This window comes from Burkholderia sp. BCC0044 (assembly GCF_902832955.1).
In the GTDB taxonomy this organism is placed as follows: Bacteria; Pseudomonadota; Gammaproteobacteria; order Burkholderiales; family Burkholderiaceae; genus Burkholderia.
On sequence record NZ_CADFDO010000003.1, the window covers coordinates 739,611 to 759,246 of the forward strand.

The window sequence follows — 19,636 nt, forward strand, 5'->3', positions numbered from 1 at the left end:
GTGGCGATCGTGGCGATTCGCGGCGAGGTCAGCGATGCGCGTCGATCACGCCGACGGCGAGTTCGGCCAGCCGGCCGGCCATTTCGCCAACGCGCAGCGCCTGCTCGCTCGATGCGTTGCCCTGCAGCGCGCGCGCCTTCACGCCCTGCGCGATCGCCGCGAGCCGGAAGAAACTAAATGCGAGGTAGAAATGCCAGTCGCGGATCGGCTCGATGCCGCGCAGCTCGCAGTAGCGCGCGACGATCGCCGCTTCGTCGGGAATACCGAGTTCCGCACGATCCTGGCCGGCGAGCCCGCGCACCTGGCCGCCCGACGGCAGCCGCAGGCACATGCAGAAATACGCGAGATCGGCGAGCGGGTTGCCGAGCGTCGACAATTCCCAGTCGAGCACGGCCTGCACGCGATAGCCGTCGCGCGCGAACATCAGGTTGTCGATCCGGAAATCGCCGTGCACCAGCGCCGGCCGTCCCGTGTCCTCGGGGCATGCTTTCGGCAGCCAGTCGATCAGCGTCTCCATCGCGTCGAGGCGGCCGGTTTCAGCCGCGCGATATTGCTTCGTCCACACGCCGATCTGGCGCTCGAAGTAGTTGCCCGGGCGGCCGTAGTCGGCGAGGCCCACCGCGTCGACATCGACGTCGTGCAGCGCGGCCATCGTCCGCAGCAGCGCGTCGTAGCAGGTCGCGCGATCGGCCTTCGGCAGTTCCGGCAGCGCGGGATCCCAGAAGATCCGGCCATCCTCGAAACTCATCACGTAGAACAGGCTGCCGATCACGTCGCGGTCTTCGCACAGGTGATACGGATGCGCGACCGGCACCGCGGTGCCCGACAGCGCGGTGAGCACGCGGAATTCGCGGTCGACCGCGTGCGCGGATTTCAGCAATTCGCCCGGCGGCTGGCGGCGCAGCACGTAGCGGCCGCTCTTCGCATTCAGCAGGAAGGTCGGATTCGACTGGCCGCCGGCAAACTTCTCCGTGTCGACCGGGCCTTCGAAGCCCGGCACGTGCGTTTCCAGATAGCGCGTGAGGCGGGCTACGTCGAGTTGCTGGGAAGGGTTCGTCATCGTCGCGATCGTTCGTGGGTCAGCCGTAGGTTCGCAGCGCGTGTCGTTCGGGATCCTCCAGATGCGGGATGCCGTTGAACGACGCGAGGTGGAACGCGTCGGCGTTGAAGAAAAACTGCGAAAGACTGCTGTTGCGGATCTGCAGGTTCAGCGCGATCGCGCTCGGCGGCGGCGCCGCGAGCACCTGCTGCACGGTGACCGCGATCGGGCCGCCGGAGCTCACCGCCAGCACGCGCTGACCGCCGCCTGCGCGGATCGCCGCGCGCGCGTCGGCCACGCGCTGCTGGAAATGGGCCCAGGTTTCGGGGGCCGCATCGCCGAGCTTGTCCTCGGTCCACAGTTGCAGCACCTGCCGGAGCGCGCGGAAGTGATCCTTCATCGAGCCGGCCGCGAGCCGCGCGATCTCCGGGTAGTCGCTGGCGGCTGCCGCGAACAGCCCGTGGAAATCGTATTCGTTCAGCCCCGGATGGCGATCGACCGCGACGCCTTCGCGCCCCATCCCGCGCAGGATCGCGGCGACCGTCTGCGCATGGCGGTTCATCGTGCCGCAGATCACGCGGTCGAACGTCAGGCCCTGCCGCGCGAAGTATTCGCCGAGCCAGACGCCCTGCTGGTCGCCCGCCGCGGACAGCCGGTCGTAGTCGTCGGTGCCGAACGACGCCTGCCCGTGCCGTACCAGAAAGAGTTCAGCCATTGCGCTCGCCTGAGGAAACCGAAAGCCCAGCATAGCGACCGGGCGTGCATTTTTGAAATTTATTTTCTGAATCAATCGGTATTCATCGCATGAATTCCGCGTATCCAGACAGTGCGCTTGCGCCGGCTTTCATCGGCCCCCCGCGGCGCGGCACGCGAATTGCGACAGCGCAGACCGTGTCGAATAAATCCAGGAGGGATGCGATGCTCGGTACGATCCTCATCATCGTTCTGATTCTGCTGCTCATCGGAGCATTTCCTGCATGGCCGCATAGCCGAAGCTGGGGCTACTGGCCATCGGGGACCGTCGGGCTGATCGTCGTCATTGTCGTGATACTGGTGCTGCTCGGTCGCATCTGAGCACGGACGCGCGTGCCGCTGCACGGGCACGCGCGTTCCGGTCTGGCGTTCCGACCTGCCATCGTGACTTCTTTACACGCGAAAGTAAGCCGTAAAGGAAAACGCGCCCGAGCGGCCCGCATGGCCCCCGCTTATTCGCGCGTCCAGCCGTTCTCGTAAAGCTGCCCGGCCAGCACGCCGAGGCGCGACGCGAGCACGTAGTTCTCGCCGTCCTCGATCAGTGCCGAACGCACGTCGCGGAACAGTTTCTCGATCGGGAATTCGCGCGTGGTGCCGTTGCCGCCGAACAGCTGAAACGCCTCGTGCGCGATCTTCATCGCTTCCTCGGTCACGCTCACCTTCGCCTGCGCGGTCGCATACGGATGGCTTTGCGGCGACATCCGCGAGAACGCGAGGCTGCGGCGCGCGATCGCGCGCGCCATCTCGAGCCGGCGCAGCATCTCGCCGATGCGCAGGTGCGTCATCTGATGATCCATCAGCAGCGCGCCGCCCTGCTTGCGCTCGTGGCAATACGCAAGCGCCAGTTCGAACGCGGCCCGCGCCGCGCCGACGAACATCTGGCACATGTGCGTGCCCGCATACGACCACGTCGACGCGAGGTTGCCGAGATAGTCGTCCTTCAGCGCGACCGCGAAGCGCTTGGGCACCTTCACGTTGTCGAAATAGATCTCGCCCTGCGGCAACGAGCGCTGGCCGATCTTGTCGAGCGGTTTGCCGCGCGACACGCCGGGCAGATCGAGCGGCAGGATCATCGCGATGCCGTTGGTAAATGCGCTGCGCTCGCCTTCGCCGTAGAAGCCGTCGCCGTAATCGGCCGCCATGTACGCGAGCGCGACCTGCGCGACCGAGCCGTTCGAGATCCACGCCGAGCTTTGCCCGTTGATCACGATCTCGTCGGCGCCGACCTTCGCGGTCACGTTGCCGACCGGCTGCCGGCCGTTCCCGGCGAGTTCCTGCCGATACAGGATCGCCGCGTCCGACCCGCGATCGGGCTGCGTGTTCATCCAGCAGCCGACCTTGCCCGTGCACATCTCGACCAGTTCGGCGTTGCCGACGGTGTGCGCCATCATCAGCGGCATCGTGGCCGCGCCGATCGACACGGCGAGGCCCGCATCGCCCCAGCCGAGTTCCTCGCCGATCAGCGACTCGATGCGCACGGCCGTCTCCGGCGGAAACTGCGCGATCAGTTGCGGATCGAGTCCGAGCTTCGCGCTCTCGACGATCGCGGCCCAGTACGGCGAGCCCGGCGCGATCACGTCCTCCGCCGTCATCCGGTCGAGCTCGCGGCCGATCGGCCTCAGCACGTCGCGCGCAAAACGATGAACCGTGTGCTGGATTGCGCTTTCCTCTTCGCTCAGCGGCGTCTCGAAGCCGGTCAAGCCGACCACGGGCAGCGCCGCGGACTTGTTCAGACGAATCATCTCCGTTCTCCTCCTGGACTCGAATCATGTCGGCCCGGCAGCGGACGCGCCCGGCCACCCCAAATCTAGCAATACATACCAAACATAGGTCATCATGACAAACACTGGAAGCAAAAAAAAGACAGGGTATTCCCCTGTCTCCGTTCGCGTGGCCGCCGCGGCGGATCGCGCCGCTATTTGCCCGCGGGCGCCGTCAGCGTGCCGTAGGCGATCGCGCGCGACGTCGCCGCGAAATACGCGTCGAGCGCCTGCGTGTGCCGCCCGATGGTGCCGTACTGCATCGCGAGGCCGTCGGCCAGCGCGATCAGCATCGTGGCCGCATGCCGGCCGTCGGCCGCGCTGAAGGTCGGCGTGAGCGCGCGCACCAGCTGCGTGAGGTCGCGCGTGAGCGCCGAATACCATTCTTCGCACAGCTTCAGGCATTCGGGATCGGTGGCCGCGAACGACAGGAAATGCCGGAACAGTGCGTTGTACTTCGCATCCTTCGCATCGGCGATCGAGCGCACGATGATCTCTTCGAACACGTCGCGCGGCGACGCATCGCTGCTGATCGCCCGCTTCATGTCGTCGAGATACGCTTCGATGACCGGCTCGATGACGGCCCGCAACACGGCGATGCGCGTCGGGAAGTAGTACTGCAGATTGCTGACGCTGATCCCTGCCGCCGCCGCAACCGCGCGCTGCGAGAACTCCAGCGGCCCGCCTTCCAGCAGCAGCTTGCGTGCGACGCGAATGATCGTGTTGCGCGTGCGCAGGCCTTGCGCCCGCAAGCCGTCGGTGTTGCCGGCCGCGGCGGTGGGAGTCGAAGTGCGCCGCTTTCTCGTGCTGCGCGGCTCGTTGGACACTGTCATCGTGTTCGTCGTGAAGGTGGCGTTTCGGCTTCGTCGAATGGAGGCTCCGTGCCTTACGGAGCGCCAACGACTATACCCGATGCGCGCTGCATTTTCCATCGAGCCGCCCCTGCGTCGGGCGGCCCGGCCGGATCCACGTTTGCGTGTCGCGACGATCGCATGCGCCGCTACACCGGCCGCACCTTGCGGTTCACGCGTTCGTCGAGCAGGTTCGCGACGCCGAGCATCGCGGTCATCGCACACCATCGCAGCGGCTCGGGCGGCACCGACGGCGTCTTGTGCGTCAGCGTGTCGAGCAGCGGCGATCGTCCATCGTGAATGCGCTCGGCCAGCACGCGCCCGATCAACGACTGCGTGCCGACGCCATGCCCCGAACACCCGGCCGTGTAGAACACGTTTCCATGCGCACCGGCCGCGCCGACCACCGGCAACGCATCGCCCGCGAACGAGATGTAGCCGCTCCAGCATGCGCGCACCGGCACGTTGCCGAGTTGCGGAAAGCGCGCGTGCAGCGTCTTCAGCAGCGCGCGATACGCGTCGTCGTCCGGCACGTTCGGCGTCTGCGAGCCGTATACGTAATGCAGCCGCTTGGTCGTCAGCAACAACGTGTTGCGCGCGGTCAGGCGATGGCTTTCCATCGTCAGGTGCGGCGTGACGATGCCCTCGCGATTCGGCCAGCCGAGCGCCGCGAGTTGCGCGTCGGACAGCGGCTCGGTTTCGAGCGCCGACACGCGCAGCGGCATCACCTTGTCGCCGAGCAGGCCGAGCTGCGGCGTGTACGCATTGGTCGCGAGCACCAGCACCGGCGCACTCGCGCTGCCGCGTGCGGTGCGCACGCGCACCGTCTCGCCCGCGTCGAAATCGAGCAGCGCGGTGTTCTCGTACAGTTTCACGCCGGCCGCGAGCGCCGCGCGCCGCAAGCCCGTCACGTACTTGCCGGGATCGAGCGTGCCGCCGCCCGGCACGTACGCGCCGAACAGGAAGGCCGGCGGAATGCCGCGCTCCCGCATCGCCGCGCCATCGAGAAACTGCGCGGGCGAGCCGAGTTCGATGCCGGTGGCCATGCTCTCGCGCAAGCGCTTCTCCTGCGACGGATGCACGCCCGCGCGAATGATGCCCGACGCGCGGTAGTCGCAGTCGATCGCGTATTCGGCGAGCTTGCGTTCGACGTACGCAACGCCTTCGTCGTAGAAGCCGACGATTCGCTTGGCCTGTTCGTGACCGACCCGTTTGAGAAACAGCTCGTACTCGAGCCCCTGGCCGCCGGCGAGATAGCCGGCGTTGCGCCCGCTCGCGCCAAAGCCCGCGAATTCGCGTTCGAGCACGACCACGCTCGCGCCGCGCGCGGCCAGTTCCAGCGCGGTGGACAGACCGGCGAAGCCCGCGCCGACGACGATCGCGTCCGCCTGCACGTCGCCTTCGAGCTCAGGTTGCGCACGCTCGGGCGCGTCGATCCAGCCGCCGACCGGACGATACTTCTGCAACGCGGCGTCGGCGCGCATTTCCTCGCCCCAGCGCGCGAGCGGCCCCGCCGCGTCGACGCTCGCCGCCTGCATCGCCGCCGCCGCGCCGACCCCGCCCGACGCCTGTCGCGTCGTCTGTCCTGCCTGCGCTCCCTGCCCGAGCGCGATTGCGCCGTGTGCGTCGCCCATGTCCGCCTCCGTCAGTCCCTGCTGAGAATGTGAATCGCCAACGCGGCCTCTTCGACGCCCTGCAAGCCGCCGCCGTTCTCCTGGATCGCATGACGCGCGCCGTCCACCTGCCGCGCGCCCGCTTCGCCGCGCAACTGCGTGACCAGTTCGTACAACTGCCCGATGCCGGTCGCGCCGAGCGGATGGCCCTTCGATTCGAGGCCGCCCGACGTGTTGATCGGGATGCGCCCGCCGAGCGTGAACTCGCCGCGCTCCGCGGCCGGACCGCCTTCGCCGAGCGGCACAAAGCCGAGGTTCTCGGCCTGGATGATTTCGCCCATCGCCGACGCGTCGTGCACTTCGGCCACGTCCATGTCCTCCGGCCCCACGCCGGCCTGTTCATAGGCCTGCAACGCGGCGAGCCGGCCGATGTGCTTGTGCGGCTCGTCGATGCGCCGCCGCGTGAAGCTGCGGATCACGCTCGCGGCGATCCGGATGCAGCGGCTGCGATCGGCGCCGATGCGCTCCAGCCCTTCCTCCGTGCACAGGATCGCGGCCGCCGCGCCGTCCGACAGCGGCGCGCACATCGGCAGCGTGATCGGGTACGTGATCGGCGCGGCCGCCAGCACCTCGTCGATCGTGAACGGCTGGCGGAACTGCGAGTACGGGTTGTGCACCGAATGCCCGTGGTTCTTCGCGGACACGGCCGCGATCTGCCGCTGCGTCGTGCCGTACGTGTGCATGTGGTGCCGGCACATCGCCGCGTAGATCTTCATGAAGCGGCTGTACGGGCGCTCGGACTCCGAGCCGGGCGGCGGCTCGATCCCTTCGCCGAGCCGCGCGAGCGTCGCGAAATTCTCGTCGACGCGCGACACGTCCCAGCCGGCGTCGAACAGCGCGAACGATTTCGCCTTGTCCGCGACGTTCATCTTTTCCGCGCCGAGCGCGAGCGCGACGTCGCACGCGCCCGACTGCAGTTCACGCACGGCGAGGTGCACGGCCGTACTACCGGACGCGCACGCATTCTCGACGTTGAACACCGGAATGCCTTCGAGGCCGATCTTGCTGAACACGACCTGGCCGGGAATCGACAACTGCCCCTGCAGCGCGCCGTTGGTGATGCCCGCGTAGAACGCGGCGCGGATCGCATCGGCGTGGCAGCCGGCGTCCCGCAACGCGCGCTGCAGCGCCTCTCTCGCGAGATCGTCGAGGCTGCGGTCGAGATGCCGGCCGAACACGGTCATCGCGATGCCGGCGATGTAGATGTTGCTCATCGTATGGAATCCGTATGAAGCAGGTTCATATCCTGCGTTGCTGGCCTTGCCAGTACTGTTCGCGCAGGTCCTTCTTCAGCACCTTGCCGGCCGTGCTGCGCGGCAGCGCGGCGACGAAGTCCACGCTCTTGGGCGCCTTCACCGAGCCGAGCTTCTCCTTGCACAGCGCGACGAGTTCCTCCGCGCTCACCTGCTGCCCGGCGTTGAGCTCGACCACGGCCTTCACGGCCTCGCCCCATTTGTCGTCGGGCACGCCGATCACCGCGCAGTCCTGCACGGCCGGATGCGCCCAGATCACCTGCTCGATCTCGCTCGGATAGACGTTGAAGCCGCCGCTGATGATCATGTCCTTCTTGCGGTCGGTGATGTGCAGATAGCCGTCGCGATCGAGGTGGCCGATGTCGCCGGTGTGCAGCCAGCCGTCGACGATCGTCTCGGCCGTCTTGTCCGGCGCGCGGTAGTAGCCCTTCATCACGAGGTCGCCGCGTACGCAGATCTCGCCCGTTTCGCCCTGCTTCAGCAGCTCGCCGCGCTCGCCGACGATCTCGACGCGCACCAGCGGGTTCGGGCGGCCTACCGACGCGAGCCGCGTGTCGGACGCGAGCTTGCCGTCGACGAAATGCTCGGCCGGCGTCAGGTACGAGATCGACGCGGGCGCCTCGGTCTGCCCGTAGCCGCCCGTCATCACCGGGCCGAACACGTCGATCGCGCGCTTGAGCTTCTCGACCGACATCGGCGCGGCGCCGTACAGGAAGTAGCGCAGCGACGAGAAATCGACCTGCTCGATTCCGGGGATGTCGAGCAGCCGGTAGATCACGGTCGGCGGCAGGAAGAACTCGGTCACGCGGTGCTTGACGATCGCGCCGAGCAGCAGCGCCGGGTCGGGCTTCGGCAGCACGACCACCGTGCCGCCGCGCGCGGTGCACGGCAGCGACATCATGCCGGCCGTGTGCGTCATCGGCGCCGCGGCCAGATTCACCGGGCGCGCATCGTCGTACGTCATCGCGATCATGAATTGCGCGAAGTACGTCTGCAGCGAACGATGCGTGTTCATCACGCCCTTCGGCGCGCCCGTCGTGCCGCCCGTGGCCGACAGCGCGACGACGTCGTCCATCGCGTAATCGACGGCGGGCGGCGTCGCCGGCTGGTGCTCGCTCCACGAAGCCAGCGACGGCGCCCACGGCAGGTCCGCGTCGAGGCACACCCACAGCCGGACCTTCGGCAGGCTCGGCCGCAGCGCATCGATCGCGGCCGCGAACGCCTGATGGAAGAACAGCACTTCGCAGTCGAACGCATCGAGCACGTACTGGTTCTCGGCCACCGCGTTGCGGCCGTTCACCGGGATGTACGCGAGCCCGGCGCGCCACATCCCGAGCGCGCAGCTCCAGCCGATCACGTCGTTGTCGGCCCACACCGCCGCCTTCGCCTCCTTCGCGAAGCCGGCGGCGAGCAAGCCGTTGGCGATGCGGCACGACAGCTCGCCGATCTCCTGGAACGTGTAGTTGCGATCGCCCTGGATGTACGCGATGCCGTCGGGATTGAGCCGCCAGCCGCGGTCGTAGAAATCGATAATGGCCATGTCACAAGTTCCGTTGGGTCTGGTCCGGTGCGGCGGCCGTCACAGTTGCGTGACCGTCGCGCGTGCGAGCCCGCGCTGTTCGAGGAAGCCGAGCAGGTAGCGATGGCCGAATGCCTTCGAGCCCGACGCGAAGCCCGTGCGCGCGGTATCGCCGTCGAGCAGCTTGAGCACGCCGGCCGCGTGAATCGCGCCCGTCGAGATGTACGGCGTGACGCCGTGCACGGTCGCGCGCACCGCCGCGAGCTGGCCGCGGCCGATCGCGAAGTCGACGCTGCGCTGGATCGTCGTGCGCTCGCGCGGCGGCATCGTCGGCGTGGTCGACGCGACGACCTGCTTCAGCACTTCGTCCTGCTGCTCGCGCGGCAGGTGCTTGTATTCGGCTTCCCACTTCTGCCCGAACTGGTGCACGAGCTTCATCACGTTGTTGTCGTAGAAGCCCACGCACGAAATGCAGCTGCGCACGCGCGCATCGTGCTCGAAGTAGACGGGCAGCGACGTGCCGCCCCACGGCAGGCAGAACACCGGCTGCATCAGCTCGGGCGTCGCGACGGTAAACGATGCGTCAGCGGCGTGCGGCACGAGCGCCTTTTCCCACAGGTAGCAGGACTCGTGGCGCGCGCCGTCGAAGATCGTCGCGGTCGAGCCGATGCTCACGCCGGCCGCGCCGCGCGGGCCGCGCGTCAGCGTGGCCGTCTCCAGCGCATCGATGCCCGGCGTTTCGAGCGCGAGCTCGGCGGCGATCTCCGCGAACGTGTACATGTACGCGTTCGACGACGACACCAGCAGGCCGGCCTGGCGATACTGCTCGCCGAACTGGTCGCGCACCGCGCGGATATACGACTGTTCGCCGGTCGTATCGAGGTGGTGACAGCCGGCCTTCAGCGCGGCCTCGACGCCGACGAGCCCGAAGCTCGAGAACGGCCCGACCGTGTTGCACACCACCTTCGCACCACGGAAAGCCTTCACGAGCGCATCGACGTCGTGCTCGGCTTCGATGATTTCGTATTGCGCGGATTCGAGGCGCACGACGCGCTGCGCCATCATTTCCTTCGCGCGGCCCGCATTGCGCGCGACCGCCGTGAACGGGATGTTCTGGTCGATCAGCCAATCCATGATCAACATGCCGGTGTAACCGCTTGCGCCATAAACGACGACGGGGTGCTTGGCCATGCTTGTCTCCTGAAACGTGAATTGTCGGGAACCGGTTCGGTTCAAACTCGGGTACTGCTGCTTCGTATCCGGCGCGTTCTTTTGTAGAACACATTACCAATCTTAGGTCACTATGACAAAGTATAGGATAAAGAAAAAGGCAGGGTATTCCCGGCCCTGACGCGTTTCGCGCATCACTTCGCCGCCCCGTCCGGCGACAGGCCGGCCAGATAGTGCGCAACCGCACGCGTATCGTCGCCCGACAACGTCGCGGCCAACGCGTTCATCGCGCCGGTCGGATCGTGCCGCTCGCCCGAGCGGAACGCCGCGAGTTGCGCTTCCAGGTAAAGCTGCCCCTGGCCGGCGAGGCGCGGCGCCGGATCCTTGCCCGTCAGCGCCGCGCCGTGACACGCGCGGCAGCTTCGCGCCTCCACGAGCGCCAATCCCCGCTTGTCGAGCGCCGCGTCGGTCGGCACGGCCTCGTTGCGCGCCGGCGCCTGTCGCGCGAAATAGGTCGCCAGCGCGGCGATCTTCGCGTCGTCGAGTTCGCGCGAAAGCGGCCCCATGTATGCGTTGCGGCGCTGGTCGGTGGCGAACGCGCGCAGTTGCGCGGCGATATACCTGGCCGGCTGGCCGGACAGCGACGGATACCACGCGTTCTGCGACTGCCCGTGCGCGCCGTGGCAGAAGAAGCACGTCTCCTGCGGCTGCGGCCACGCGCCGCCGCTGGTCTTGTCGGCTTCGCCGATCGCGGCCATCGCTTTCTGGTAATGCATGCCGTCGACCAAGTCGGGGCCGTACAGCGTGCCGGCTGCCGCCACGCCCGCTATCACGAGCGCGGCGCCAATCATCCAGGTTCGTTTCACTCAGGCCTCCTTGCCGCGGCCGGCCAGTTTGCCGAGCGCCTGCAGCGCCGCGCGATGCCCGGAGCGCACCGCGCCGTCCATCGCGCCGGGCCACAGGTCGGCCGTCTCGGTGCCCGACCAGATCAGCCGGCCAGCCTCCGGGCGCAGGAACTTGCCCCATTTCGTCCAGAAGCCGGGCGGCAGCGGGTGAATGCACTGCAGCGTCCACGGATCGACGCGGCCCCAGTCGTAGTCGTGGAACTGCGTCGGGTGCAGCGCCTTGTCGCCGAGCGCACTCGCAAAGATGGCCGACAGCGTCCGTTCGGCCGCCTTCGGCTCGGCCGGCAGCGCGCCCGGCGCGACGAACGCGGCGAGCACGCCGACCGAGCCGTCCGGCGGCGAATTGTCGTACGCCATGAACACCGGGCCGCCGACTTCGAAGATCTGTCCGTTGTAGCCGTCGTCGCGCCAGAACGGCCGGTCGTACACGTGCACCGTCTTGCGCATCGGCGCGTTCGCCGGCCAGTTCCGCTGCAACTGCGCGCGGCCGTCCGGCAGCGGCGGATCGAACACGATCTGCTGGCAAAGCGCCGGATTGAGCGCGACGATCACGCGCCGCGCGCGCAGCACGCCGCGATCGGTCTGCACGTCGACCACGTCGCGATCCCAGCCCGAGATCTTGCGCACCGGGCAGGACAGTTGCACCTTCGACGCGCCGAGTTCGCTCGCCATCCGGAGGCTCAGCACCTGCGAGCCGCCGACGAAGCGCGTTTCCTGTGCGCCGCCCTTGGTCGATTCGAGCTTCGCGTAGTCGCAATCGGCGCTGTTGATCATCGACAGGTAATGCAGCAGCCCAAGCTGGGCCGGGGCGCCGCCGAGCGACAGCTTCGCCGCGAGGCCGAGGAAGTAGCCGTCCTCGTAGGTCACGCCCTGCTTGAGCAGCCAGTCTCCGTAGGTCAGCTTGTCGAGCTCCGCCGCGTGCTGCGCAGTCCACGGCTCGCGCGACGGCACGCCGCGTGCGAGTGCGCCGAGCTTCGCGCCGAGTGCGTCGTCGCCGCCCGAGCCGCCGTGGAAATCCTGCGCGACGCGCGCGTCGCCGGCCAGCACGACGGTCTTGCCCGCGTAATACGTCGGGAACGTATCGACGCCGAGCTCGCGGGCGAGATCGGCAATCGCCGTCTGCCCCGGGCCGATCCACTGGCCGCCGGCTTCGGACACCACGCCGTGCCCGAGATCGTGGTTGTAGGTCCGCCCGCCGACGCGATCGCGCGCCTCGACCACGACGAACGATTCGCATCCGGCGCGCTTCAGGTCGCGTGCGGCGGTCAGCCCCGCGAGCCCGGCGCCGATGATGACGACGTCGAACACGCCGCGATCGGCGGATGCCGACGTCGCGCCTTCGGCGAACGACACGTCGCCGGTAGCGAGCGACGCGGCGGCCGCGGCCGCGGCGCGCAATATTTGCCGCCGGGCCTGCATGTCCGGCTTGTGCTTGCGTTTCATTCCGAGTACTCCATGCGTCCTCATTTTTCTCGACGGATTCACGGCACGGCCAGCACGCCGTCCTGCGAAAACAGCACCGGCTTGCCGCGCGCGTCGATCAGCGCGGCGGTGAGCGTCGCGCGATCCGCGCGCTGTGCGACGTCGAACGGGCCGCCCGCGACGCGCTGCGTGAACGTCAGTCCGTCGAGCCCGACGCCGACCAGGCCGCCGCCGGTTGCGACCAGATCGGTGATCGAGCTGCGCGTGCCGGTCTGCAGCGCCGCCCACGTCGCGCCGCCGTCGCGGCTCTCGAACAGGCTGCCGAGCAGCCCGCCGACCACGATCCGGCCGTCCGGCATCGCGACGCCCGACCACAACGTGCCCTTGCCGCCGGTCGGCAGATAGGTCCAGTTCGCGCCGCCGTCGGTCGACTTCAGCACCATCCCCTGTTCCGAGACGATGTAGCGCGCCTGCGCGGCGTCGGCGAACACGTGATACAGATTGCGGTCGGCCTTGCCGCCGCCCGGCGGCTTCGGCAGCGTCGTGCGCGCCCACGTCTTGCCGCCGTCGTGCGTCTGCAGCATCAGCGACCACAGGCCGACGGCAATCCCGTCCCGCGCGTTCGTGAACAGCACCGAGAACAGCGGCTGGTCGACTGACGTGTCGAGCCGCTGCGTGACCCACGTGTCGCCGCCGTCGTCGGTCGCGAGAATCGCGCCCCACTGGCCGACGGCCCAGCCGTGCTTCGCATCCGCGAACGACACGGCCGACAGCGTCGCCGCGACCGGCACGCGCCGCGCCTGCCGCCAGGTCTTGCCGTCGTCGTCGGACAGCAGCACGATGCCGTGCTCGCCGACCGCGACGATCCGCGATCCGGCGCGCGCCGCATCCATCAGCATCCGGTGCGTCGGCGCGGCCCAGGCATGCGCGGGCTTCGCGGCCCAGGCCGCCACCGTTCCGTCCTGCGGTTGCGCGAGGGCCATCGCGGCGGCGCACAGCGCGGTACAGGCAACGAGCGTCTTGATCATGGAAGAACCTCCGTAGTGGTGTGCGCGGGCATCAGTGGCTGAACAGCACCGACCAGCCGGCATGCGCGACGCCGAGCGCGATGACGGGCGGCTTGTCGGCAACCTGCGCGGCCGCCGCCAGACGTCCGGCGTCGCCGTCGTTCGACGACGGGGCCACGGCCGGTTCGCCGCCCGTGGCGTGGCGCACGCTGATGCGTTGCGCGTTGGTTGCGAACGCGTGGGCCGGCGCGGGCTGTTGCGCAACCGTTGCATGGAAGCGTGCGAAGCCTGTCGCCACGACGCAAAGTGCGCCGCACACGGCAAAGGTCTTGACCATGACTGGATCTCCGTCGGGATGTGCGTCAACTTCAGTGGCTGAACAGGCCCGGTGCGCGGGCCGGCTTGCGGCGCGGGAACCAGCGTTCGAGCAGCGACGCGAGCGCGGGCAGCGCGGTCATCGCCATCACCAGGTTCACGATGAACATGAACGCGAGCAACTTGCCCATGTCGGCCTGGAACTTGAGCGCCGAGAAGCTCCACGTCGCGACGCCGATCGCCAGCGTGATCGCGGTGAAGATCGTGGCCACGCCCACTTCGAGCATCGCGTGCTGCACGGCCTTCACGATGTCCTGCCCGCCCGCGAGATGCACCTGCAGCCGGTTGTAGATGTAGAACGCGTAATCGACGCCGATGCCCACCGCCAGCACCATCACCGGCAACGTCGCGACCGTCAGCCCGATCTGCAGCTCCTTCATGAACCAGTAGCCGATGAAGGTCGCGACCGACAGCGGCACGCAGCACGCGAGCATCGCGCGCCAGTCGCGATAGGCGAGGAACACGAGGATCAGGATCGCCGCATACACGTAGAGCATCATCGGCAGCTCGCTCTTCTCGACCTCGTCGTTGGTCGCGGCGAGCACGCCCGCGTTGCCCGCGGCCAGCCGCACCGTGATGCCCGGGAACGGATGCGCCGCGCGGTACTGCTTCACGTCGTCGAGGATGCGGTTGATCGTCGTCGCCTTGTGGTCGGTCAGGAACAGGTGCACGGCCGTCATCCCGCAGTCGCGGCTCATGAAACCCTTCATGCGCGACACGTCGACCGACACCGCGCCGTAGTTCTCGGCGGCGATCGGCACGACGTTCATCTTCGGGAAGTCCTCGTTGTAGCCCTGGTTGTACGCGCGCAGCATCGCCGAGTACGACTGCACCGACACGACGCCAGGCTCTGTCTTCATCGCGGCCGAGAAGTCGTCCTCGTACAGGCCGACCGCCGGGTTGTCGCATGCCTTGCCGGTCGATTCGATCGCCACCGTCAGCCAGTCGAGGCCCATGTCGTAGTTGCCGGCAATCGACGTCGCATCGCGGTTGAAGCGCGCGTCCGCGCGCAGCTCAGGCGCGCCCGGCTGCAGCGTGCCGATCACGCGATCGCGGCTTTGCCACGCGGCGAGCGCGAAGATCGCCACCGTCAGCGCGACGGTGAGGCCTGCGTACTTCGGTTCCGCCACGCGGGCGAGCACGCGCAGCGGCTTCGCACGCTGCTGCGCGCGCTTCAGCGAGTTGTCCGCATAGGTTTTCGTGAAGTTGAAGCACGATGCCGCGACGGGCAGCAGGATCAGGTTCGTGACGATCTTGTACGCGACACCGAGCGACGCGGTGATCGCCAGCTCGCGCACCATCGGAATCGGAATCAGCAACAGCGTGATGAACGACACGAACGCGGTAATCAGCGCGAGCACGCCGGGGATCAGCAGGCCGCTGAAGCTGTGGCGCGCCGCATCGAACGAACTCTGCCCGTGCGCGATCTCGCGGACGATGAAGTTCACCTGCTGCACGCCATGCGACACGCCGATCGCGAACACGAGGAACGGCACGAGCACCGCGAGCGGATCGAGGCCGAAGCCGAGAAGCTTCAGCGTGCCGAACTGCCATACGAGCGACGTGAGCGAGCATGCGACCAGCAGCACCGTGAAGCGCACCGAATGGCAATACCAGTACACGGCGAGCGTGGTCAGCAGCAGCGCGACCGCGCAGAAGCCGAGCACGGCCGTCGCGCCGTCGGCGATGTCGCCGATCTGCTTCGCGAAACCAATGATCTGGATCTCGTAGCCGGCATCCTCGAACGGCTTGCGGATCTTCTCTTCGAGCAGATGATTGAACGCCACGTAGTCGAGCACCTTGCCGGCGCTGTCGCGCTCGTTCAGCTCGGCCGTGATCATCGCGCTGTCCTCGCCGTGCGACACGAGCGTGCCGACGTAGCCGCCGAGCGTCGTTGCGCGGCGAATGCCCTGCACGCGCTCCGGCGTCAACTGGTCGGGCGTGATGGTGCCCGGAATGATCGGCTCCGCGCGAAAGCCCTCGTCGGTCACTTCGTTGACGAACGCGTTCGGCGTCCACAGCGAGCGTACCCCGATGCGGTCGACGTTCGGCAGGTATGTAACGGCCTGCGTGACGTTGTACAACCGCGTCAAGCCTTCCTTCGACCAGATCGACCCGTGCTTGGCACGCACCACCACCGTGATCCGGTTCGCGCCGAGCAGGTCGTTCCGGTATTGCTGGAACGTGCGGATGTACTCGTGCCCGATCGGCATCTGCTTTTCGAAACCGGCATCCATGCGCAGCTGCACGGCGAACACGGCCATCGCGACGGTGAACAACGCGATCGCCGCGAGCACGATCGCGCGGTGACCGAAGAAAAGCCTTTCGAGACGACTGACCAGACGATTGAGCACGACGTTACTCCTTCATGTATTCCGGTGACGTACGCCACCTGCCACCTGCCACTTGCCACCCGCCGCCGTCAGAAATTCCGCGTGACGAACAAGCCGACGAAATTGCGGTCCGCGTACGGCTGGCCCACCGTGTTGTGGCCGCCCCAGAACGCGGTGAAGTTGATGCCGGCTTGCCAGTTCGGCGGGTTCTGGTTGAACAGCACGTAGACGTTCAGCGACTTCGCGCCCTGCATGTAATTCGCGGTGAAGGTCGGCGTGTAGCCGTACAGGCCGGTGCTGAAGGTCAGGCCCGGCGTGACCTGCCAGCCGGGAATCAGCGAGCCGTCGTAGGTCCAGTTGAAGTCGATCGTCGCGCCGACCGAGCTCGATGTACCCTGGCCCATCCCGATCGGATAGCCGGCCGCCGATCCGTTGTTCAGCCACGGCAGGTAGCCGGTCTGCGGCACCTGCGTGACGGTCTGGCCGCCGACCGTGCGCGTGACGCCGCTCGCGCTCAGCCCCGGGTAGTAGATCCACGTCAGTTCCCAGGTCAACGCGGCCGAATCGGCGCCGAGCAGTTTCAGGAACGGGTACTCGCTGCGCGTGAGCGCCAGCAGCCCGTTGATGTCGTACTGAAACTTCTTCTTGTCGACCCATTGCGGACAGTCCACGCCGGCCACGCCGTTCGTGTTCAGGTCGAGCGGGCCGCCCGCGCCGTAGCAGCTCGACAGCGCGACCGCGTCGCGCGGCCGGTACGACAATTCGGTGCCGATCGCCCACGGGCCGACGCCGAAGTTCGCGCTGACGCCGAACAACTGGCGCCGGCCGAGATACGACCATTGCTCGGTGCCGTTCGCGAGCGACGCGAGCACCGGCGACTTGTCGGTGTAGTTCAGGTAGTAGAACGCGAAGTTCGCGTCGAACGAGCGCGGCGCGTAGTTGAACTTCACGCCGAACTGCGGCCGGTATTTCGCCGGCAAGTTCGTCGTGCTCGGCAGGCCGATGTCGTTGAACGGCGGCCCGGCGTAGGCGCCGTTCACGAGTCCGTTCTTGATCGCGTTGAGCGTGTCCTGGTTGCCGGCCGCGCCCGATCCGCCGATCGCGTTGGCGATCGTGCCGGCGCTCGGGCCGGTCACGTTCAGGTTGTTCGTGTTGATCGTGAACGGTTCGGCACCGCGGCCGAAGCCGTTCGTCACCGACCAGTACGAGCCGACCGGCGGATAGCGGTTACCGTTCCACTGGAACTGGTAGTACGCCTCGGTGCTGAACCCGTGCGACAGGTCGGCCGCCAGGCTCACCATCGGCGCGGGCAGCAGCGCCTGCTTGAGCTGCGAGCCGGGGATCAGCAGCTTCTGCGTGTCGATCGAGTTCGTCGCGTTGATGCCGCTCTGCGCGAACATGCTCTCGCCCCAGTTGATCACCTGATTGCCGAGCCGCACGTGCGCGTTGCGCCCGCCGATCGTGAAATCCTTCTGCGCCCACAGGTCGAGCAGTTGCGCGTTGTAGACGACCTGCGCGGCGGCCGTGCTCGACAACGGCGTGCGGTTCGTGTTCTTGGCCATGAAGTCGTACATGCCGGTGCCGCGCACCATGAACTTCAGCCCTTCGCTCGGCATCTTCAGCAGCAGCTCGCTGGTCGCGCTGATGTAGGTGCTGAACGGCTGACCCTTGCGGTAGTTCAAGTCACCGTTGTCCGCGTAGCCCCACTGGTTGGTGTTCGCGCCCGCGCCGCAGCCGAAGGCGTTCGGGTCGCCCGTGAGCGAGCAACTCGGGTTTTTGGTGCGGATACCGGCGCCGGCCGTCAGGTTCGACACCCACGAGCCCTGCAGGGCCCCGCCGTTCAACGTGAAGTCATACGCGTACGCGCTCGACGTCGCAGCGCCCGCCATCGCCACCGATACCGTAGCATTCCTGAACAATCTTGCCGGTTCCATGATCCACCTCCGCCCCTGTTCGATGCCGGCGCGCGATCGTTGCGCGCGCCGGTCCTTGTATCCGTCAGCCGGTCGCCGTCACCGTTCGCTGACCGAGCGCAGCGATTCCGCCGTGTAGAAATCCTGCTTGAAACGCGGATCGTCGACCTGACCGAACCAGCGAATGTCCTTGCCCTGGCCGATCGACGACGCATCGAACACATAGCGGCCGTTGATCATGTCGTACTGCGCGAGCGGTTCGTTGTCGCAGGTGCCGCCGAGCTCCCATACTGGAATCGGGTAGCTTTCCCGCACCTTCCACAACTTGCCCTGCGCGTCGTAGTCCTCGCCGACGAGCGCAAGCCAGCTGTCTTCGTCGAGATAGAACACCTTCTTCGACGCAACGTGCCGCGCGCTCGGCTTCAGCGTTGCTTCGACGACCCACACGCGATGCGTCTCGTAGCGACGGTTCGCCGCGGCGAGGCCGTCGGGTGTCGCGACGTCGTGCAGCTTGTTCTTGAACCGGTACATGCCGAACGCGTTGTACGGGACGAGCATCTCCTTCTTGCCGACCAGCTTCCAGTTGAACCGGTCGAGCGAACCGTTGATCATGTTCGCCTCGTCGATCAGGTACTGGTTCTCGAAGCCGATCAGCGGCGCGTCGTGCGTATAGGCCGGCATGCGTCGCACGCGGCGCTGGCCCGGGAAGTAGTAGTAGGTTTCCGAGTCCTTGTTGAAGTACTGCCGCTGGACGAAGGCCTGCCCGGCGAGCGCGGCCGGCGAGTTCATCTGGAAGTAGACGGCGGCGCTCAACTGGTCGACCTCCTGCGGCGACGTCTTGCCGAGCTTGGCCGACGGGAAGTAGAACGTCTGCGGGCCGACCGCGTCGATCCATTCGCTGCCGCCGGGGCGCGGCGAAATGCTCGTGGCGACCTGCGCCCATTCGACGCCTTCGCCGCGATAGCGCATCTCGTAGTTCAGGATCGCTTCGATGCCGCTTTTCGGTTGCGGAAACGGCACGCCCGGCAACGCGGCCGCGGCGAGGTTCTCGCCGCTCGCATCCAGCTTCGCGGCGGTGAGGTTCGCCTTCGAGTTCTGTTCGGCGGCATCCGGCAACTGGCATTCGCGGTGGGACGGGTAGACGTCCATCCGGTAGCCCTTCTTCTGCTTGATCAGCGCGACCTGGCCGGGCGACAGCTTGTCCGCATACTTGTCGACGTTCGCCGCATCGATCGAGTAGAGCGGCTTCTCGTTGCGATGCTTCCAGAAATCGCCGCGTACCTTGCCCCACTCCCAGCCGGCGTCGGGCGACTGCTTGCCCGCATAGGCCGGCACCGCGCCGTCCTTGCTCGCCGAGCGGTCGGCGCCGGCCGGCGTCAGGTCGTCCGCCGCGACGGCGGTGCCGATCGCGACACATGCAGCGGCCGCGATCGCGGACGTGGTCCAGAAACGATGCTTCTTCATCATGGTTCTCCTTCGTGCTCCGCCTTCGCTCGCCCATCCCGGACGACACGTGTTTGCTTCGATCGCCATCGTCAGCCGACGATGACGTCGTTCCCTGATCGAGGCCGGCCGGGGTTCCGGCCGGCCGCCTGCCGCCTGATTGCCATTCCGTATATTTCGTCAGTACTGCGATTCGAATGGAACGCAGATCCGGCGAAAA

At 67.3% G+C, this 19,636-nt stretch carries 16 protein-coding genes; 1 reads left to right on the forward strand and 15 read right to left on the reverse strand.

Annotated features, from left to right (window positions below; genetic code table 11):
* Positions 1 to 28: 28 nt before the first annotated feature.
* Together HWX14_RS20320 and HWX14_RS20325 are read right to left on the reverse strand one after the other, a co-directional pair.
* Positions 29 to 1,060 (reverse strand): phosphotransferase, encoded by a 1,032-nt coding sequence (locus HWX14_RS20320; protein ID WP_175884194.1) that lies wholly within the window; start codon positions 1,058 to 1,060, stop codon positions 29 to 31.
* Between the two features lie 19 nt (positions 1,061 to 1,079).
* Complete coding sequence (locus HWX14_RS20325; RefSeq protein WP_175884195.1) at positions 1,080 to 1,754, reverse strand: histidine phosphatase family protein; 675 nt, start codon at positions 1,752 to 1,754, stop codon at positions 1,080 to 1,082.
* 203 nt (positions 1,755 to 1,957) lie between these two features.
* On the opposite strand from HWX14_RS20325, the gene HWX14_RS20330 reads away from it, so the two are divergent.
* Positions 1,958 to 2,113, forward strand: a complete 156-nt coding sequence (locus HWX14_RS20330; protein WP_006483086.1) for a DUF3309 family protein — start codon at positions 1,958 to 1,960, stop codon at positions 2,111 to 2,113.
* A gap of 131 nt (positions 2,114 to 2,244) precedes the next feature.
* On the opposite strand, the gene HWX14_RS20335 is transcribed toward HWX14_RS20330, so the two are convergent.
* From HWX14_RS20335 to HWX14_RS20395, 13 genes are all read right to left on the reverse strand, one after another.
* The gene (locus HWX14_RS20335) at positions 2,245 to 3,534 is read right to left on the reverse strand and encodes an acyl-CoA dehydrogenase family protein (RefSeq protein WP_175884196.1); all 1,290 of its coding nucleotides are present in this window, start codon (positions 3,532 to 3,534) and stop codon (positions 2,245 to 2,247) included.
* Between the two features lie 173 nt (positions 3,535 to 3,707).
* Positions 3,708 to 4,385, reverse strand: coding sequence for a TetR/AcrR family transcriptional regulator (locus tag HWX14_RS20340; RefSeq protein ID WP_244130281.1), 678 nt, complete (start codon positions 4,383 to 4,385; stop codon positions 3,708 to 3,710).
* A 167-nt stretch (positions 4,386 to 4,552) separates the two neighbouring features.
* Positions 4,553 to 6,037: an FAD-dependent oxidoreductase gene (locus HWX14_RS20345; RefSeq protein WP_175884198.1), complete on the reverse strand. Its 1,485-nt coding sequence runs from the start codon at positions 6,035 to 6,037 to the stop codon at positions 4,553 to 4,555.
* Between the two features lie 11 nt (positions 6,038 to 6,048).
* A complete protein-coding gene (locus HWX14_RS20350; RefSeq protein WP_175884199.1) occupies positions 6,049 to 7,290 on the reverse strand; it encodes a thiolase family protein in 1,242 nt (413 codons plus the stop codon).
* Between the two features lie 25 nt (positions 7,291 to 7,315).
* Entirely contained in the window at positions 7,316 to 8,869 is a 1,554-nt protein-coding gene (locus HWX14_RS20355) for an AMP-binding protein (protein WP_175884200.1), read from the reverse strand.
* 39 nt (positions 8,870 to 8,908) lie between these two features.
* Positions 8,909 to 10,039, reverse strand: a complete 1,131-nt coding sequence (locus HWX14_RS20360) for a DUF5938 domain-containing protein (RefSeq protein WP_175884201.1) — start codon at positions 10,037 to 10,039, stop codon at positions 8,909 to 8,911.
* Between the two features lie 173 nt (positions 10,040 to 10,212).
* Complete coding sequence (locus HWX14_RS20365; protein WP_175884202.1) at positions 10,213 to 10,884, reverse strand: c-type cytochrome; 672 nt, start codon at positions 10,882 to 10,884, stop codon at positions 10,213 to 10,215.
* On the reverse strand, positions 10,885 to 12,366 hold the full coding sequence (locus HWX14_RS20370) for an FAD-dependent oxidoreductase (RefSeq protein ID WP_175884203.1): 1,482 nt from the start codon (positions 12,364 to 12,366) through the stop codon (positions 10,885 to 10,887). It lies immediately after the preceding gene.
* Positions 12,367 to 12,404: 38 nt separating this feature from the next.
* Positions 12,405 to 13,373 carry a YCF48-related protein gene (locus HWX14_RS20375; protein ID WP_175884204.1) on the reverse strand — a complete coding sequence of 323 codons (969 nt, stop codon included), beginning with the start codon at positions 13,371 to 13,373 and terminating at the stop codon, positions 12,405 to 12,407.
* A 31-nt stretch (positions 13,374 to 13,404) separates the two neighbouring features.
* Positions 13,405 to 13,689 (reverse strand): hypothetical protein, encoded by a 285-nt coding sequence (locus HWX14_RS20380; RefSeq protein ID WP_175884205.1) that lies wholly within the window; start codon positions 13,687 to 13,689, stop codon positions 13,405 to 13,407.
* A gap of 31 nt (positions 13,690 to 13,720) precedes the next feature.
* On the reverse strand, positions 13,721 to 16,081 hold the full coding sequence (locus HWX14_RS20385) for an efflux RND transporter permease subunit (RefSeq protein WP_175884206.1): 2,361 nt from the start codon (positions 16,079 to 16,081) through the stop codon (positions 13,721 to 13,723).
* A 68-nt stretch (positions 16,082 to 16,149) separates the two neighbouring features.
* Positions 16,150 to 17,994, reverse strand: a complete 1,845-nt coding sequence (locus HWX14_RS20390; protein WP_175884207.1) for a DUF1302 domain-containing protein — start codon at positions 17,992 to 17,994, stop codon at positions 16,150 to 16,152.
* Between the two features lie 78 nt (positions 17,995 to 18,072).
* Complete coding sequence (locus HWX14_RS20395; RefSeq protein WP_175884208.1) at positions 18,073 to 19,440, reverse strand: DUF1329 domain-containing protein; 1,368 nt, start codon at positions 19,438 to 19,440, stop codon at positions 18,073 to 18,075.
* Positions 19,441 to 19,636: the final 196 nt, after the last annotated feature.

Excerpts from the sequence above, each read along its gene's own strand:
- HWX14_RS20320 (WP_175884194.1), bottom strand. The coding sequence starts at position 1,060 with ATGACGAACCCTTCCCAGCAACTCGACGTAGCCCGCCTCACGCGCTAT.
- HWX14_RS20325 (WP_175884195.1), bottom strand. The coding sequence starts at position 1,754 with ATGGCTGAACTCTTTCTGGTACGGCACGGGCAGGCGTCGTTCGGCACC.
- HWX14_RS20330 (WP_006483086.1), top strand. The coding sequence starts at position 1,958 with ATGCTCGGTACGATCCTCATCATCGTTCTGATTCTGCTGCTCATCGGA.
- HWX14_RS20335 (WP_175884196.1), bottom strand. The coding sequence starts at position 3,534 with ATGATTCGTCTGAACAAGTCCGCGGCGCTGCCCGTGGTCGGCTTGACC.
- HWX14_RS20340 (WP_244130281.1), bottom strand. The coding sequence starts at position 4,385 with ATGACAGTGTCCAACGAGCCGCGCAGCACGAGAAAGCGGCGCACTTCG.
- HWX14_RS20345 (WP_175884198.1), bottom strand. The coding sequence starts at position 6,037 with ATGGGCGACGCACACGGCGCAATCGCGCTCGGGCAGGGAGCGCAGGCA.
- HWX14_RS20350 (WP_175884199.1), bottom strand. The coding sequence starts at position 7,290 with ATGAGCAACATCTACATCGCCGGCATCGCGATGACCGTGTTCGGCCGG.
- HWX14_RS20355 (WP_175884200.1), bottom strand. The coding sequence starts at position 8,869 with ATGGCCATTATCGATTTCTACGACCGCGGCTGGCGGCTCAATCCCGAC.
- HWX14_RS20360 (WP_175884201.1), bottom strand. The coding sequence starts at position 10,039 with ATGGCCAAGCACCCCGTCGTCGTTTATGGCGCAAGCGGTTACACCGGC.
- HWX14_RS20370 (WP_175884203.1), bottom strand. The coding sequence starts at position 12,366 with ATGAAACGCAAGCACAAGCCGGACATGCAGGCCCGGCGGCAAATATTG.
- HWX14_RS20375 (WP_175884204.1), bottom strand. The coding sequence starts at position 13,373 with ATGATCAAGACGCTCGTTGCCTGTACCGCGCTGTGCGCCGCCGCGATG.
- HWX14_RS20380 (WP_175884205.1), bottom strand. The coding sequence starts at position 13,689 with ATGGTCAAGACCTTTGCCGTGTGCGGCGCACTTTGCGTCGTGGCGACA.
- HWX14_RS20390 (WP_175884207.1), bottom strand. The coding sequence starts at position 17,994 with ATGGAACCGGCAAGATTGTTCAGGAATGCTACGGTATCGGTGGCGATG.
- HWX14_RS20395 (WP_175884208.1), bottom strand. The coding sequence starts at position 19,440 with ATGATGAAGAAGCATCGTTTCTGGACCACGTCCGCGATCGCGGCCGCT.